Source organism: Thermococcus waiotapuensis, from assembly GCF_055384795.1.
On record NZ_AP042429.1, the window covers coordinates 395,952 to 411,542 of the forward strand.

The 15,591-nt window shown below is 52.7% G+C and carries 16 protein-coding genes and 2 tRNA genes; 14 read left to right on the plus strand and 4 right to left on the minus strand.

What is annotated here, in order from left to right:
- Nucleotide 1: 1 nt before the first annotated feature.
- Nucleotides 2–763, plus strand: a complete 762-nt coding sequence (locus ACZ47M_RS02240) for a molybdopterin-binding protein (RefSeq protein WP_315339623.1) — start codon at nt 2–4, stop codon at nt 761–763.
- Nucleotides 764–844: 81 nt separating this feature from the next.
- Here the strand turns inward: ACZ47M_RS02240 and ACZ47M_RS02245 are convergent, their stop codons facing one another.
- Entirely contained in the window at nt 845–1,111 is a 267-nt protein-coding gene (locus ACZ47M_RS02245) for a hypothetical protein (protein ID WP_315339625.1), read from the minus strand.
- Between the two features lie 55 nt (nt 1,112–1,166).
- On the opposite strand from ACZ47M_RS02245, the gene fni reads away from it, so the two are divergent.
- The 11 genes from fni to ACZ47M_RS02300 all read left to right on the plus strand — a co-directional run bounded on the left by fni (nt 1,167) and on the right by ACZ47M_RS02300 (nt 10,226).
- A complete protein-coding gene (gene fni, locus ACZ47M_RS02250; RefSeq protein ID WP_315339626.1) occupies nt 1,167–2,285 on the plus strand; it encodes a type 2 isopentenyl-diphosphate Delta-isomerase in 1,119 nt (372 codons plus the stop codon).
- Nucleotides 2,286–2,446: 161 nt separating this feature from the next.
- Entirely contained in the window at nt 2,447–3,817 is a 1,371-nt protein-coding gene (locus tag ACZ47M_RS02255; protein ID WP_315339628.1) for an RNase J family beta-CASP ribonuclease, read from the plus strand.
- Between the two features lie 49 nt (nt 3,818–3,866).
- Nucleotides 3,867–4,898 (plus strand): polyprenyl synthetase family protein, encoded by a 1,032-nt coding sequence (locus ACZ47M_RS02260; RefSeq protein ID WP_315339630.1) that lies wholly within the window; start codon nt 3,867–3,869, stop codon nt 4,896–4,898.
- Nucleotides 4,899–5,234: 336 nt separating this feature from the next.
- On the plus strand, nt 5,235–5,513 hold the full coding sequence (locus ACZ47M_RS02265; RefSeq protein WP_315339632.1) for a hypothetical protein: 279 nt from the start codon (nt 5,235–5,237) through the stop codon (nt 5,511–5,513).
- A gap of 100 nt (nt 5,514–5,613) precedes the next feature.
- Nucleotides 5,614–6,150 (plus strand): hypothetical protein, encoded by a 537-nt coding sequence (locus ACZ47M_RS02270; RefSeq protein WP_315339634.1) that lies wholly within the window; start codon nt 5,614–5,616, stop codon nt 6,148–6,150.
- A 12-nt stretch (nt 6,151–6,162) separates the two neighbouring features.
- The gene (locus ACZ47M_RS02275; RefSeq protein WP_315339636.1) at nt 6,163–6,990 is read left to right on the plus strand and encodes a hypothetical protein; all 828 of its coding nucleotides are present in this window, start codon (nt 6,163–6,165) and stop codon (nt 6,988–6,990) included.
- A gap of 2 nt (nt 6,991–6,992) precedes the next feature.
- On the plus strand, nt 6,993–7,778 hold the full coding sequence (locus ACZ47M_RS02280; protein ID WP_315339638.1) for a hypothetical protein: 786 nt from the start codon (nt 6,993–6,995) through the stop codon (nt 7,776–7,778).
- Nucleotides 7,765–8,211, plus strand: coding sequence for a hypothetical protein (locus ACZ47M_RS02285; RefSeq protein WP_315339639.1), 447 nt, complete (start codon nt 7,765–7,767; stop codon nt 8,209–8,211). Before ACZ47M_RS02280 ends, ACZ47M_RS02285 begins: the two co-directional genes overlap by 14 nt.
- The gene (locus tag ACZ47M_RS02290; RefSeq protein ID WP_315339641.1) at nt 8,183–8,980 is read left to right on the plus strand and encodes an ABC transporter ATP-binding protein; all 798 of its coding nucleotides are present in this window, start codon (nt 8,183–8,185) and stop codon (nt 8,978–8,980) included. Before ACZ47M_RS02285 ends, ACZ47M_RS02290 begins: the two co-directional genes overlap by 29 nt.
- A 305-nt stretch (nt 8,981–9,285) precedes the next feature.
- The gene (locus tag ACZ47M_RS02295; RefSeq protein ID WP_315339642.1) at nt 9,286–10,062 is read left to right on the plus strand and encodes a hypothetical protein; all 777 of its coding nucleotides are present in this window, start codon (nt 9,286–9,288) and stop codon (nt 10,060–10,062) included.
- 14 nt (nt 10,063–10,076) lie between these two features.
- Nucleotides 10,077–10,226, plus strand: a complete 150-nt coding sequence (locus ACZ47M_RS02300; RefSeq protein WP_315339643.1) for a hypothetical protein — start codon at nt 10,077–10,079, stop codon at nt 10,224–10,226.
- A 22-nt stretch (nt 10,227–10,248) separates the two neighbouring features.
- On the opposite strand, the gene leuS is transcribed toward ACZ47M_RS02300, so the two are convergent.
- Complete coding sequence (gene leuS, locus ACZ47M_RS02305; RefSeq protein WP_315339645.1) at nt 10,249–13,152, minus strand: leucine--tRNA ligase; 2,904 nt, start codon at nt 13,150–13,152, stop codon at nt 10,249–10,251.
- A gap of 190 nt (nt 13,153–13,342) precedes the next feature.
- A complete protein-coding gene (locus ACZ47M_RS02310) occupies nt 13,343–14,419 on the minus strand; it encodes a M24 family metallopeptidase (RefSeq protein WP_315340876.1) in 1,077 nt (358 codons plus the stop codon).
- A gap of 137 nt (nt 14,420–14,556) precedes the next feature.
- Here ACZ47M_RS02310 and ACZ47M_RS02315 point away from each other — a divergent pair.
- A tRNA-Asn gene (locus tag ACZ47M_RS02315) sits at nt 14,557–14,632 on the plus strand.
- 5 nt (nt 14,633–14,637) lie between these two features.
- Nucleotides 14,638–14,715, plus strand: a tRNA-Ile gene (locus ACZ47M_RS02320).
- A 31-nt stretch (nt 14,716–14,746) separates the two neighbouring features.
- Here ACZ47M_RS02320 and ACZ47M_RS02325 read toward each other — a convergent pair.
- Entirely contained in the window at nt 14,747–15,571 is an 825-nt protein-coding gene (locus tag ACZ47M_RS02325) for a hypothetical protein (protein ID WP_315339647.1), read from the minus strand.
- Nucleotides 15,572–15,591 lie beyond the last annotated feature (20 nt).

Sequence of the window (15,591 nt, forward strand, 5' to 3'; positions counted from 1 at the left end):
CTTGCTGGCTGAAGTTATGACGGTAGGTGATGAGCTCCTCACGGGGAACACCGTTGACAGCAACTCCGCTTTCATAGCGAAGAGGCTGACCGAGAGGGGCTACTGGGTGAGGAGGATAACCACCGTTGGAGACGACGTTGGGGAGATAAAGAAGGCAATCAACGAGATCCTCGAGAGGAAGCCCGATGTCCTCGTTATCTCCGGTGGGTTGGGCCCGACCCACGATGATGTCACCATGTTAGCCGTCGCCGAAGCCCTGGGGAGGAGGCTCGTTCTCTGCGAGGAATGCCTCGAGAAAATTAAGGCCTTCTACGAGCGCCTTTACAGGGAGGGCTACATAGACGATCCGGCTCTGAACGAAGGGAGGATGAAGATGGCCTACCTGCCGGAGGGGGCGGAGCCGCTGGAGAACAGCGAGGGGGCGGCCCCAGGTGCTTATATCGAGCACAATGGCGTTAAAATCTTCGTCCTCCCCGGAATGCCGCGGGAGATGAAAGCTATCTTAGAAAACGAAGTCCTGCCCAGACTTGGCGAGAGAAAGTTCGTCCAGCTTAAGTTTCTCGCCGGGATAACCGACGAGAGCAAGCTCGCGCCCCTATTGAAAGAGGCCCTGGAGCGCTTCAACGTCAGAATCCACTCCTCGCCGAAGGGCTTCGGGAAGTACATAGGCCTGATAATCTTCGCCGGGAGCGAGGAGGAAGCAGAAAAGGCCGCCCGCTTTCTGGAGGAAAAGGGGATCCGGCTGGAAAGGTGGAAGCTCTGACCATCAAGCTTTTCTCCTTTAGTTTTCACAGCCCACAACTCGAAACCCTCTTCCGAAGGGCGTGGCCTGCAGAAAAAAGCCTTAATACGGCTCTTTCTCGGGCGTGAAAATGAGCCCGCCTTTGGTCACTATATAGCTCCAGGACTTGAGGTTGTACTCAAGGAACGGGCTTCTGACGATGGTCAGAACCCTCTTTAAGCTCTCACCTTCAACCTTAACGCCAAGTCTGAAGACGCTCAGTGAGAAGCTGTTTACGAGCTCCATGATGTTCTCTGGAAACAGCCTGACGTTGAAGGTCATCAGTATTCCGTTGTTGCTGCCCAGGGAGAGGGTTATTGTGGGAACCATGACAGGCACCCAAAACCTCTTAACTTTCCCCGCCCTTCTCCCCCAGGTGGTGTGAATGCAGGCCTTTGACAGGGAGGAACTTACGCTCATCAGGAAGTTCGAGCACATAGAGCACTGCCTCAATAGGAACGTGCAGGCGCACGTTTCCAACGGGTTCGAGGACGTTCACTTCGTCCACATGAGCCTCCCCGAGATCGATAAGGATGAAATCGACCTCAGCGTCGAGTTCCTGGGAAGACGCTTTGACTACCCGATTTTCATAGCGGGAATGACCGGCGGAACGAAGGGCTCCCAGCTCGCCGGAAGGATAAATAAGACCCTGGCCAAAGCCGCCCAGGAGCTGAACATCCCGATGGGCGTTGGGAGCCAGAGGGCGATGATAAGAAAGCCAGAAACCTGGGAGAGCTACTACGTGAGGGATGTTGCCCCGGATGTATTCCTCGTCGGTAACCTCGGCGCCCCCCAGTTCTCCGAGACAATACCCGAGCGCTATGGCCTTGAAGAGGCCTTGAAGGCAGTTGAGACTATTCAGGCCGACGCTTTAGCAATCCACATGAACCCCCTCCAGGAGAGCGTCCAGCCCGAGGGAGACACGCATTACAGGGGTGTTCTGAAGGCCCTGGCAGAGCTCAAAGCCGAGTTTCCTTACCCGATAATAGCGAAGGAAACCGGTGCAGGAGTTTCGAAGGAAGTTGCCATAAGGCTTGAGAGCATAGGGATTGACGCGATAGACGTCGGCGGCCTCGGAGGGACGAGCTGGAGCGCAGTTGAGTACTACAGGGCGAAAAACGAGATTGGAAAAGCCCTGGCCTTGCGCTTCTGGGACTGGGGGATCAAGACGGCCATAAGCGTTGCCGAAGTGCGCTATTCGACCGATCTTCCAATAATAGCGACCGGCGGGATGAGGGACGGAATAACCATGGCCAAGGCCCTGGCAATGGGCGCCACCTTCGCCGGTGTGGCCCTCCCGCTCCTCAGGCCAGCTGTAAAGGGCGACGTAGAGGGAGTGATCAAAATCCTGAGGCGCTACATCGAGGAGATAAGGAACGCCATGTTCCTCGTCGGAGCTAAAAATATGGAAGAGCTGAGGAAAGTCCCGCTCGTGATCACGGGCTTCACGAGGGAGTGGCTGGAGCAGAGGATTGATCTGAGGGAATACCTGAGGCACAGGTGACGCGTGGATTTCATCGGGGCTTTGCGCTTAGTTTTAATCCCCTATCTCCTGGCTTTGGAATGAGAACAATTGGCGCACACATTTTTAAACCCCTGAGCCAAACTAAAACCAGCGCAGCCCCACGCCTCATGAGAGGCCTGGGGGCGTGAGGAGGAAGAGGGATGATAAAAATCTACACGATCAGCGGTTACGAGGAAGTTGGCAAGAACATGACGGCTGTAGGCTACAGTGACGGAGGCAGGGAGGAGGTCGTTATAATCGACATGGGCATTCGCCTCGATCGCGTTCTCATCCACGAGGACGTTAACATCCAGCAGTTCCCGACGAAGGAGCTCCAGAAGCTCGGGGCCATCCCGGACGACTCGATCCTCAGGGATAAAAAGGTAGTGGCAATAGCCCTTACCCACGGCCACCTCGACCACATAGGTGCCGTCGCAAAGCTGGCCCCCCACTATCCCGACGTCCCGATCTACGGCACGCCCTACACTGTAAAGCTCGCCAAAAGCGAGGTCAAGAGCGAGGAGTACTTCGAGGTCAAAAACCCGATGTACGAGACCCAGTTCGGCGAAATAGTCCAGGTCAGCGAGAACCTCGCCATAGAGTTTGTCCGGACAACCCACTCGATACCGCAGGCGGCCATGGTTGTCGTCCACACGCCTGAAGGGGCGGTGGTCCACACCGGAGATTTTAAGTTCGACAACAACAACCCGCTCGGCGAGAGGCCCGACTACAAAAGGCTGAAGGAGCTCGGAAAGGAGGGCGTTAAAGTCCTGATCGCGGAATCAACCCGCGTTGCCGAGCCGACTAAAACCCCCAGTGAAGCCGTCGCCCAGATGCTCCTCGAGGACTTCTTCCTCTACGAGGGGGTTGACGAGAAGGGTTTAATAGCGACGACCTTCGCTTCCCACATAGCCCGCCTTCAGGAGCTCATCTGGATAGCCAATAAAATGAACAGGCAGGCGGTTTTTGTGGGCCGCTCGCTGGCCAAGTACACGGGTATAGCGAAGCAGCTCGGGCTGATAAAGATGAAAGGTGCCAGGGCCGTTAAGAGCCCGAACGCGATAGGAAAAGTCCTCTCGGAGGTCTCAAGTGCAAGGGAGAACTACCTCCTCGTCGTTACCGGCCACCAGGGCGAACCCGGGGCCGTTCTCACGAGAATGGCAAACGGTGAGCTCTATGACCTGGGAAAGGACGACACCGTTGTCTTTTCAGCCGGAACGATACCGAACCCGCTCAACATGGCCCAGCGCTACGTTTTGGAGACAAAGCTCAGGATGAAGGGCGTCAGGATGATAACGGGCCTCCACGTAAGCGGCCACGCCAGCAGGGAAGACCACCGTTACCTCATAAGGATGCTCAATCCAGAGAACATCGTTCCCGCCCACGGCGAGTTCAGGATGCTGACCCACTACGCCGAACTGGCCGAGGAAGAGGGCTACCTCATTGGCAGGGACGTCTTCGTTTCGAGGAACGGTTATACCGTTGAGATAGGTGATGGGGTGGCGAAGCTCTCCAGTGAGGCAAAAAACTGATAAAGGTGTTCGCCCTTTCCCTCTCGGCTTAAGGTTAAGGGGTGATACAATGGGCAATTACGATGAACTGTTTGCGCGGATCAAAATCATCACGAGGGACGTTGAGGGAGTTATTTTCGAGTTAGTCCCGGAGAAGGATCCAAAAACCCTTTACGACGCCGCCAGGCATTACCCGCTCGCGGGGGGAAAGAGGGTCCGCCCCTTCGTCGTTCTCCGCGCGGCTGAAGCGGTCGGCGGCAACCCGGAGGAGGCCCTTTATCCAGCAGCATCGGTCGAGTTCATACACAACTACTCCCTCGTTCACGATGATATAATGGACATGGACGAGCTGAGGCGCGGGAGGCCGACCGTGCACAGGCTGTGGGGAGTTAACATGGCGATTTTGGCTGGAGACCTGCTCTTCAGCAAGGCCTTCGAGGCGATAGCCAAGGCCAGTGTTTCCCCCGAAAAGAAGGCCAGAATCCTGGATGTCCTCGTCAGGACTTCCAACATGCTCTGTGAAGGCCAGGCGCTCGACATAGAGTTCGAGAAGAGGGAGGAAGTTACCGTCGAGGAATACCTCCGGATGATAAGCGGAAAGACCGGCGCACTGTTCCAGGGTTCGGCCGAAATAGGAGCCATAGTCGGGACAGACAACGAGGAGTACATTCAGGCTCTGTCGAAGTGGGGCATGAACGTTGGAATGGCCTTCCAGATATGGGACGACGTGCTCGACCTCATAGCGGACGAGGAGAAGCTGGGCAAGCCAGTTGGAAGCGACATAAGGAAAGGCAAGAAGACCCTCATAGTCAGCCACTTCTTCAGCAAGGCCAGCAAAAAAGATAAGGCCGAGTTCCTCAAGGTCTTTGGTAAATACGCGGGGGATGCGAAGGGCGACGCGCTCATACACGACGAGAAGGTTAAAGAAGAGGTCGCCAAAGCCATCGAGCTCCTCAGAAAGTACGGCAGCATAGACTATGCCGCCCAGTACGCCAAGAACCTCGTTAAGGAAGCCAATGAAGCCCTCAAAGTCCTCCCCGAGAGCGAAGCCAGAAAGGATTTGGAGCTTTTGGCCGAGTTTTTAGTTGAGAGGGAGTTTTGATGGGAGAGCTTAAACTCTCCAATTACCCTTCCGACCTCGTTATTCTCTCCCTTCTGTGCTATTATTTTCTCTCATGGCAGTCCCCCGGGTCGAGATTTCCGCGAGTTCTCCGTGGGATGCCTTCTACATCGGTCTCCTGCCCTGGGTTCTGTTGATTCCGCTCCATGAGGGACTTCACGCCCTTACCGCCAGGCTCATGGGGGTAGGGTTCGATTCGGAGTTACAACGATTGGCAGACTTATTTTAGCGCCATACACGGCCATTGCTTGTGGCCCTGAGCCTGGCCTGGCTCCTCCACTCGGCCTTCTGGGTTTTTATACCTTCAACACGGCCGGCATGGCCGGGGACTTTGTTACTGCCCTTGTTCTCCTGAGAATGCCCGGGGATGCAGAGATTTTCGATGACGGGATTGTGCTCCGTTCAGCAGAGGAGATGCCGAGACCTTACCCGGTCTGGGTTTCGTCACTTCTAAAGGTCTTCGCAGTGATAGCCTTTCTGCTGCCACCGAAAATTCCGAAGGACTTTTTCTTGGCTTTTCCCGCTGATTGCATGGCCATGCAACTTCTTTACTCCGCCTTCATTTCTCTCAAAACGCTCGAGGCGAAGTGGTGTTAATGGAATTACTTCAACAGTATCATGGAGCACTAAGCCAAATAGTAAAACTTATAAAGGGCTTGATCTAAAATTCAGTACAAAACTGCTGAAGGTGAATCCCATGAAGTGGAAGCCCTTGTTCGCAGCCCTGATAGGGCTGCTGATGCTTGGAGTGACGGCAGGGAGTGCAAGTGCTACGGTATGGGGTACCCCAGCAGGTTCAAGAACAGGGGCTACTGAGGACGGAATACAGCCTCGTCTAACGTTCGGTGTCTCATATAGGGGCGTGGAAGTCTCCTTCAGTGTTTCTTGGAATGACCACCATGGTGCAGCTTGGGGTGTATGGCAATGGGCTAACTATGATGATTCGATTAACAAATATATAGGGTTCTATGCAGGTAGCACGTATCAGACAAAAGGCTATAGTACTCCCATAATTGGTTACACAAAGATAGATTACTCAGTCAGCTTAGACGTCGGAGAGCCTTTCGCATATAGATCCAAGGATGGAATGCTATACTACATCAAAACATACTACCATGTCATAGTTTACAAAAAGACAGACAAATGGTTCTGGGACCACCCAAAAATAGAAAAGATAGTGGACTTTGGGGAGTGTGTGTCCTATTTCATACCAAGTCCTGAATACATCGTCTAAGGGGGGAAGTCAGTGCGGAGGAGTGCGATGTTAAGGGCTACCATCTTCCTCCTGCTTTTTATCTTTCTGTTGGGCTCCCAGTTTGCCACAGCCGTAAGCGTGCCCCTGGCGTGGGAGGGACGTATTATCGCAGCAGGGGGGAAGCAGGACTCCTCCCATTATAAATTCAGAATAGAGAACATGACTGTAGACGACAGGGGGAACTACTACATAGTCCACGAAACCGTTTCTTTCTATGAATGCGTTCTCTATAAAAATGGAACCCCTGTTGTGGGCTGTCCAGTTGAAAAGAAGAACGTGACGTTTGAGGTCAAGAGAGACACCAACACTTTCATGTTAGGTAGAAAGTCGGCTTTTTTCTTTCAGTACTGGCCTGAGTTCTCGACAAATGGTTCTGTCTACACCAGTGGAATTGAACTTAAACCCATCCCGATAGACCTGTATCTGAAAAATAAGAGCCCCGAAAACCACATCGGCTGGTCGGTGTCCCTCCAGGGAGGACCAATAAGGGTACTCAGGTGCAAGGGATGGAGCCTTCCTGAGAACACCAACGACGTGCCTCGATGCATAGAGGAAACCTACGAGAATTTCACAATCGATCTAACATTTAGGGGCCCATACTTAGTAGACGGAGCCACGTACCTTCCGGAGGATCCTTTTGGAATAATCAATGGGGCCATCGTAATGACCATCAATCTTAAGGATACACCGGAGACGAGAGAGTTTCTGAGGAATGTCAAATCGATCTCTCCGCCGTCGAACACTTCCCCGGCCATCTACCTCCTTGGGGGAGGAGTCATTGCCCTTGTATTGGTCTTGGTAGTTAAAAGGAGGCGATAAAAATGTTGTCCTTTAAGACTATCGGGGAGGAGATAAAATCAAGCCCCCAACTCTTGGCATTTTTAATAGTATCCCCCCTGATAATCCAGTACGTGATATGGGCTTACCTTCCAAAACTTAACGGAATAACAGTGAATAGTGAAATCACGGCAATGATTCCCGACATGGATTTACAGTACCTCAATAACGTTACCTCGAGGATGGATCTATTTGAAAGCGCTGTATCCTCCCAGATTTCCTCCCTCTTTGTCGCTGTTTCGAGGATACACCAGGCGGTTTTTCTCCTCGGTGGGCTTCTGGCAGCTTTTTTAATTGCCGAACCCATCTACAGAGGAACGATAATAAACGACATAGCTTTCCTGGGCAGGGACAAGGCCCTCTCGGGCAGGCTGATTTTTGGTTTCCTTTACAGTATCTTCTTAATCTCAACGGCGGTGGTAGTGTTCAGTGGCGTTGCCGAAGTTTCGGGAATCTCACTTGAATCAAGGTTTTTCCTCGTCCTGTTCGGGACCCTTATACTTTCCACGCTTGCAGGGTTCGTTCTGGTATCTCTCCTCTCCGTTCTCTCCCGTGAATCCATCATTCCACTGGGAATGCTGTTCCTTGCTGTGATCCTCTCTGGCACCGCGCATCAGATCGGTTCTGTTATACTTCCCTTTGAGAGACTCACTTACTTCCTCTGGGACACAAAGTTCCACCTTGACAGATACGTGTATGCTGGCTTACTAATGTATGGCACAACGCCCTTCATATTGATGTGCCTGTTTAAGGGGGGTGATTTTTATTAAGGCAAAAATTCTCCACATCGTGCTCTTGACAGCCCTGATCTCCGGAGCCTTCTTCGGGTTTAAGCTTTATCAGACCGAGCAACCACTGACGTTTACGGTCAAATACCAGATTTTCCTGCCTCCAGGGATGAAAGGTTCAGGCATCGAAGAACGCCAAGTAGCGTACAAAGAAGTCGTCCTTCCAGTGGCGGGTACATACCGCGTGTCCTTTACCGGAAACTGCACGCTCTATATCCAAACAGCTGAGGGACTCACAAGAAACCCGGAGAGAATCTCGGTATCAAACAGGGCACTGAGGATAGTGATCCTGAACCAGACAACAGACGTTACCGTAAGGCTGACCCCTGAGGGAAGCTTGCCATCTTCCCCCATAATCCTCCTACTGCTGGGAGGTGTGATCGGTTATGCTTTTGGAGTGTTCAAATTTGAGTAAATCCTATGGCGACGTGCAGGCTCTTAAAGGGGTTACCTTTTCACTGTCCAGGGGACTTTCGTTGATCTTGGGCCCCAACGGAAGCGGTAAGACGACCCTGATAAAGATCCTGGCTGGGATAACAAAGCCAGACGGAGGCACTCTCAAACTGCTCGGGAAGAACTACTTCGAAGTGCCCCGCAGCGACATAGGGTTTGCCTTTGAAAAAACGATACTTCCTCCCAACGTCAGGGTTGAGGGCTACCTCAGGGCAGTGGCGGAGCTTAGAGGAGAAGACAACGTTGATGATATCATCGAGATCTTCGGGCTTGGGAAGCACAGAACAAAAAGATTTAGGGAGCTGTCCCAAGGATACAAGCGGAGGTTCATAGCGGCCATGGCTTTTGCGGGGGGCCCTAAGGTGGTCTTCCTCGATGAGCCCTTCAGCAACGTCGACATAATAGCAAAAATCGAGCTGGTCGAGGCATTCTTTGAGCTCAGGAAAAAGATTGACATCGTCATAGTTTCCCACGTTCTCGCGGGTCTGAAGGATGTAGACTCCCTGGTGCTCCTCCACGGAGGGCAGGTGATCATGAACGTCTTTGGCAATGAGGCGAAAACCTTGGGTGGCTTTCGGGCCGTGTTCCCGGATGAGGTAGTTGAAAATGACATCAACAGATTAGTGGAACTCATACGAAGCGGAAAGGAGCCAATGCGTATAGAGCCAGTATTCCCCGAAGAGTTCATCCAGAGGAAACTGCTCGGAGGGTGGAATATACGGCAAAGGTAAGGGAAAGAGTTTTACCTTGATTTGTGCGGAACTTGAAGTGATAGTGAACTTCAATCGCGTGTATCATCGGCCTATGAGAAAGGAGAGCTGAAAGCCAGGAATATTAATCCTGTTTCCTATTGACGGCACAACCATGTAGCTCTTTACTCTGTTCTATTTTCTCAAAAAGTTGGAGGCAAAGTAGTGTTAATGGGATTACTTCAACAGCATCGTTGAACACTAAGCCAAATAGTAAAACTTATAAAGGGGCTTGATCTAAAATTGAGTGCAAAACTGCCGGAGGAAACCCTATGAGGTGGAAGCCCTTGTTTGCAGTCCTGCTGGGACTGCTGATGCTTGGAGTAACGGCTGGAAGTGCAAGTGCAACGGCTATGGTTTTAAATGACAACCTTGCGCCCCTTCAGGTGAGGGTATCCCCATTGTCCGTTCATGATATGATAAAGATACGATCCTTAGTCTTGAACGAGATTGGGGCATTTGGAATATCAAAAGACGAACTCTCTTTAGGGAACATCCATGGATACAAGGCTGGCTCATACTCCGTCTTCACTATAGACACTTCTAAGGGAGCAATAACAGGAATCTATGATGGTAATTCGGTGGCCCTTTCAAAAGTTATGAGCAAAACCAGGACTACAACAGTCGTTCAAACTATAACTAACGGAAAGGTTCATACACACGAATACTCCGCAAACCAGCTTGAGAAATTTAGAACTGCGTTTGGAAAAATAGAATACTACTCTTCAGTTTCTACCCAGATAAAACATGCAGTAACTCCTGATGCTACTTTTGAGAGCCATTGGTATGGATGGAAAGTAAAATTTACTGAGCAAGAAACGCAGGACATAATACAGATACTTCTTCTTTGGGGTGGGGTATCTAGTGCTGCGAGGGCAATAGCAAAAGAGGAACTGGCGTCATTATTAGCTGCCCTTGGAGTAGCACCCGAGATCGTTGGGATAGTTGCGGTGGCGCTTTTAGCTGCAGGGGCATATGTATATACCGTGGATGCAATTGGTGGACACAAAGGCATATATATCACACAATATTTTGGAGGGCCTGTGATTATATGGCACAATTAATTTGAGGTGATAACATGGATGCGATTGGTTTCATAATAGGAGCCTCATTCCTATTTTATTTTTTGGGCGTGGGAATTCTGGCAATAAAACGAAAAAGAGATGAAGCTTGGTGGGCACTTGTTATTGGAGCATTGCTGCTCTTGACATGGATTAGGTTTCACTAATTTTCCAAAATAAAGTAAAAACTCACTCCACAAACACCGCAGGCTTCAGCGGCATGGCCTGCTTCTTCTTTCCGCCCTTGTCTTCTTCAGCGTTGATGATTATCTCCAGACCAAGCTCCTTCTCCAAGAAGTCCTTGGCTTCTCTCAGCGCTTTCTCCTCATCTATGCGCTTCACTTCAAAGGCGCGCTCCTGGATGAGGTTCTGTATCAGTTTGCTCACCTCCTTGCCCCGCTCCCTCATCTCCGGCTCCTTCATCAGCTCTGCCATCGCTGACTTGAAGTCCTTCTTCTCTGCAACGACTTCGACTACCTTCCACTTCCACTCCGGAGCGGTGTAAATGTAAGCCTTCTTTGCATTTTCGAGCCTGGCAACCCTTATTATCTCCTTGATGTCCTCGATGACTGACTGGACGAACTGCTCCTCTCTCTCAACCATCTCGTTCCACCACTCTGGAACCGGCTCGGGCCACTTCGCCAGGCTGACGAAGCCCTCCCCCCCGAGCTTCTCCCAGAGTTCTTCGCTTATGTGGGGTGTGAAGGGCGCCATGAGCCTGACCCAGACTTCAGCGAGCTTCCTCAGCACGTAGCGCTTTGCCTCGTCGTCCCTGCCTTCAGTTCTGTGCATGTACAAGCGCAGGTCGTTAAGAACTGCGTAAAACGCCCACTGCACTGCCGTTCTAGTCTTGAACTCCTCGAGGGCATTGGTTGTTTCCTCGATGGCCTTGTTCAGGCGGTGGAGCATCCAGCGGTCGATGTCCCTGAGCTCAACTCCCTCTCTGGCCTCATAGCTTGCGAACTCGCTTACGAGCTCGTAGAACCTCTCAACCTGCTTGCGGAGCTTGCCCACGTCCTTCCTGCGCCAGTCAAAGTCGCTGTCGTGCTCCGCCAGTCCCATTATGTAGAGCCTCACAACGTCTGCCCCATTCTCCTCGATTGCGTCAATGAAGTTCAGCACGTTGCCCTTGCTCTTGCTCATCTTCTCGCCCTCGAGCGTCCCGAAGCCGTTTACCGCTATGCCCTTCGGCCAGTGTTCTCTCCTGAATATCGCCACGTGGTTGAATATGAAGAACGTCAGGTGGTTTGGGATGAGGTCTTTGGCGGAGCAGCGCCAGTCGAGCGGATACCAGTACTCAAACTCCTCCTTCATATCGCGAATGGTCTCCGCCGGTATTCCGGTCTTCTCGGCGAGCTTTCTCTCCTTTTCCTCGTCAAAGTCCTCCCTGAATATGTAGTCGAAGAACTCCCTGTCGAGCTTCTCCGGGTCGAGCTTGCCTTCGTCCCTGAGCTGGTTGATGTGCCTGCTTATGGTGTAGTAGGCCATGTATATTGTTGAGTCGCTCAGGCTCTCGATTACCCAGTCGGGATCCCAAGGAAGCGGCGTTCCAAGGCCAACCTTCCTCGCACAGGCCTTTTCATCGAGCCAGTCTATTATACTCTCGAACTGGGCCCTCCTGCTCTCCGGGTAAATCCTCATGTTAGCCAGAGCTTCCCTCGCCTTCCCCTTCCACTCTAGATTTCCATAATCTATGAACCACTGGTCGTGGATTATCTTGATTACCGCCCTGTTCCCAAAGCGGCTTATGACCGGCTTATCCGCAAACTCATACATCACCTCAGCAATACCCCTCTCCTGGAGCTCCTTCGCTATGATATCCTTTACCTCCTGAACCGGCTTCCCGGCGTACGGCTCCACCTTGAAAATTCCCTTGTGGTACTCGGCCTTGTAGATGTTCCTTGTGGCTTCCTCAAGCTTCTCCCTGTCCTTCTGGCTCTTCACCCCGAGCCTCTGGGCTTCTTCAACTGCCGGGAACTCGCCATAGCCTTCCAGCTTGATCAGCGAGATGTAGCTTATCCCCTCGACAACTCTGGGATCTATATCGTATTTGAGGAGTATCTCGGCCTCTTTCTTCAGGTCTTCCAGGGCGATGTGGTCAAAGGGCGCGTGTGCTGGCACGCTCATAACAACTCCGGTCGCGTTGTCCGGGTCAACGAACTCGGCTGGAAGGATTATGACCTCGTCCCCTGTGACGGGGTTCTTGACGTATTTCCCTATCAGCCTCTCGCCCCTGAACTCCTCGATGACTTCGATTTCCCTATCTTGGAAGGAGAGCTTGTAGGCGGCCTCCTTGCTGACTATCCAGGTCTCCTCCCTCTCGCCCCTCCTGACCTTCGCCTTGACGTATGTCGCGCCGGGGTTCAGCCACATGTTGGTGACGCCGTAGACGGTCTCTGGCCTGAGCGTTGCTGCGGGGAGATAGATAACCTCGCCGTCCTCCTCGATGATGAACTTGATTATGACGTAGTCAAGAATCTGGATGTCCTCTCCTTCCATTATGTCGTGGTCGCCGAGCGGCGTCTCGACCACTGGATCCCAGCGGACGCGGTGGGCACCCTTGATGACAAGCCCCATGTCCTTGAGCGTCCAGAACTGCCACTCTATGAACTTGCTGAAAGGTGGGAAAAGGCTCGTTGTGTAGAACTCCCTCGTCCAGTCGACGCTAAAACCTGCCCTTATGAAGGTCTCCTTGGCGGCCCTCATGAAGTATTTTACAATTTCCTTCGGGTCTTCGAATTTCCAGAGCACATCCTCCGGAACCTTGTAGATGTCGCGGTAGATCTGTATCGTCTTTGAGTCGCGGTTCTTTATGCGCTCCGCTATTCCTACTATCGGCGCGCCGGTGATGTGCCACGCCATCGGGAAGAGGACGTTGTAACCCTGCATTCTCTTGAAGCGCGCTATTACATCCGGAATCGTGTAGGTCCTCGCGTGGCCGATGTGGAGGTGACCGGAGAGGTACGGGAAGGCCACCGTTATGTAGAACTTCTTGTCCTTTGGCTTTGCATCCCTCTGGGGCTCGAAGACCCTCGCCTCAATCCAGCGCTTTTGCCACTTCTCCTCAATGGCCCTGAAGTCAAGCTCAGCCATGGCTAAAACCTCCTTTAGCTTCGATTTTCACCGCCAAAAGGGAGCTGCCAGCTTCAAAAGTGCGAAACTCCAAAATAGGGGGGTTATAGGTGAAATCAGTTGCCGCTGAGATCGCGGTGGAGAAGACATTCCCCCCTCATCGGCATCGGAAGCGGTAAAGGCTTTGGGTATTTAAGGTTTTTGGATTAGGTCAGAGCACCACGAGCTCCCCCTTGGCCCTCGTCAGCCTCTTTCCTCTGCCCCTGTCCACGAGGACGTCGTCCTCTATCCTAACTCCCCCGACCCCTGGGATGTAGATCCCCGGCTCTATCGTGAAGGTCATGCCATCCTCAAGGGTTACCTCGCCTTCTGGACTTATGTAGGGCTCTTCATGGATCTCCAGCCCGAGGCCGTGGCCCGTCCTGTGGGTGAAGTATTCACCGTAGCCCGCCTTCGCTATCGTCTCCCTCGCGCTTCTGTCGACTTCCTTGGCCTTCACCCCTTCTCTAACGGCCCTGTAAGCGTTCTCCTGGGCCTCTTTGACGACGTCGTATATCTCAACCAGCTTCTCGTCGGGCTGACCTACCGCTATCGTTCTCGTTATGTCGGAGCAGTAGCCCCTAACCTTTGCGCCGTAGTCAAGGATTACTATGTCCCCTTTGCGTATCCTCCTGTCCCCGGGGGTGTGGTGCGGGTTGGCCGCGTTTTCACCGCTCGCCACTATCGGCTCGAAGGAGATGCCGTCCGAGAGCTCCCTGATCCTGAGCTCGATTTTAAGCGCAAGCTCCTTCTCGCGCATCCCGGGGATGTCCCAGCTTAACACCTCTTCAAAAACGCGGTCTACTACCTTAGCGGCCTGCTCCATCGCCTCGATCTCGTCGGGCTCTTTCCTCATGCGGAGCTCCCCCATCACGGGGCTCAAGGGGTAGGGCTCAAAGGCGCGGTTTCCAGTGCGCAGGATATTTAGAAGCCAGTCTGCCCTCATGGTGTCCTCGACGAGCAGTTTACCCCCCGAGAGCTCCAGCTCCCCGAGGATCAGGGCGAGCTTGTGGTAGGGGTTCTCGCCGTCCCTCCAGAAGGTGACGGGAAAGTCCTCTATGGCGTTCTCGTAGAGGCTGGGGGCGAGGAGGTGGTAGTTTCCATCGGCGTTTACCACCAGGAAGGTGGGCCTCTCGCCGACTTCGTGAAGATTAAGTCCCGTGAGGTAGTAGAAATTGGCGCCAGGGCTTATGAGGGCCCCTTCAAAGCCCCTCTCCCGGATCAGGGAAACAAACTTTTCGATGCGCAAGTCGATCACCGCCCTTCTCTATCCCCTGGAGTTAAAAACCTTCCCTGGATTCCTCTCGCTTCACAGGGAGTTGATACGTTTCTCCACCAAGACCGCAAGATTTATAAATGCCCCTGGTATTCCCTACATTGGGTCGTGCCGCCGTAGCTCAGTTGGTAGAGCGCCGGACTGTTAATCCGGCGGTCCCCGGTTCGAGCCCGGGCGGCGGCGCCAGCCGTGGGCCCGTAGCTCAGCCTGGTCAGAGCGCGCGGCTCATAACCGCGTGGTCGGGGGTTCGAAGCCCCCCGGGCCCACCACAGCTTTTTGGTGTCCAAAAATGTGGAGAACTCAAAGGTCTCGGAGCTTCTTAACCTTTCCGGCCTTCCTGTCTATATAGCCTTTCTTTTCCAGAAAGCGAAGAAGGTCTTCAAGGAACTCCCTGGAGGCGTTTATAACGAGTGTTCCCCTTTCCGTCGGTATCTCCATCGGCATGGCCTGCAAGAACATTGTTTTTAGCACATCCTCTTCGATCTTTTGTTCCCCTATAACACGGAGAAGCTCCGAGGACAGTATGGCCCTGCCTATTAGCCCAAAGTAAAGTTTTAGCACCTGCTCCTCCGGGAAGTACCTCCCGATTATCTGGGCTAATTCATTGATCCTGCTTATATCAAGTTCGCCTATTTCAAATTCGTACTCTTCAACGAGATCCGTGAACACGAACTGCTTCGCTACCCTTTCAGCCTTTTCTGGGTCGTGGACGAGTTCGAAGGGAAACTTAAAGTGGAACCTGACGGATGACACATCGAATCCATCCCTGAGTTTTACAGTGCCGTTGGAATACTCCAGCGCTCCCGCTCTGAAGAGCTGGTCAAGAACCTCAGCCACCCACGGCCCTTCGGCTAGGATTTCGTCCACTTTCTCTCCTTCCTTCAAGTGGTCCGACAGGTGATCCAGGTTCTCTTTAAAGGCGTTGAATCCCTTCAGAATCTCCTCTTTTTCAACGCTTTCCATGGCCTCTATCTTTGCCCTTATCTCCTCCAGGGTACCTTCGATTGCATACCCCACGAAGGCTTCGTAGGACTGTCTTTCCCTCGTCTCAAAGGAGATTCCCTTTCCCTTAAACTCACTAAGGAGGGCTTCCTTTATTGCCGGACTTTTGGTTGCAACCCTCATACCTTCCACCTGTGGCGGAA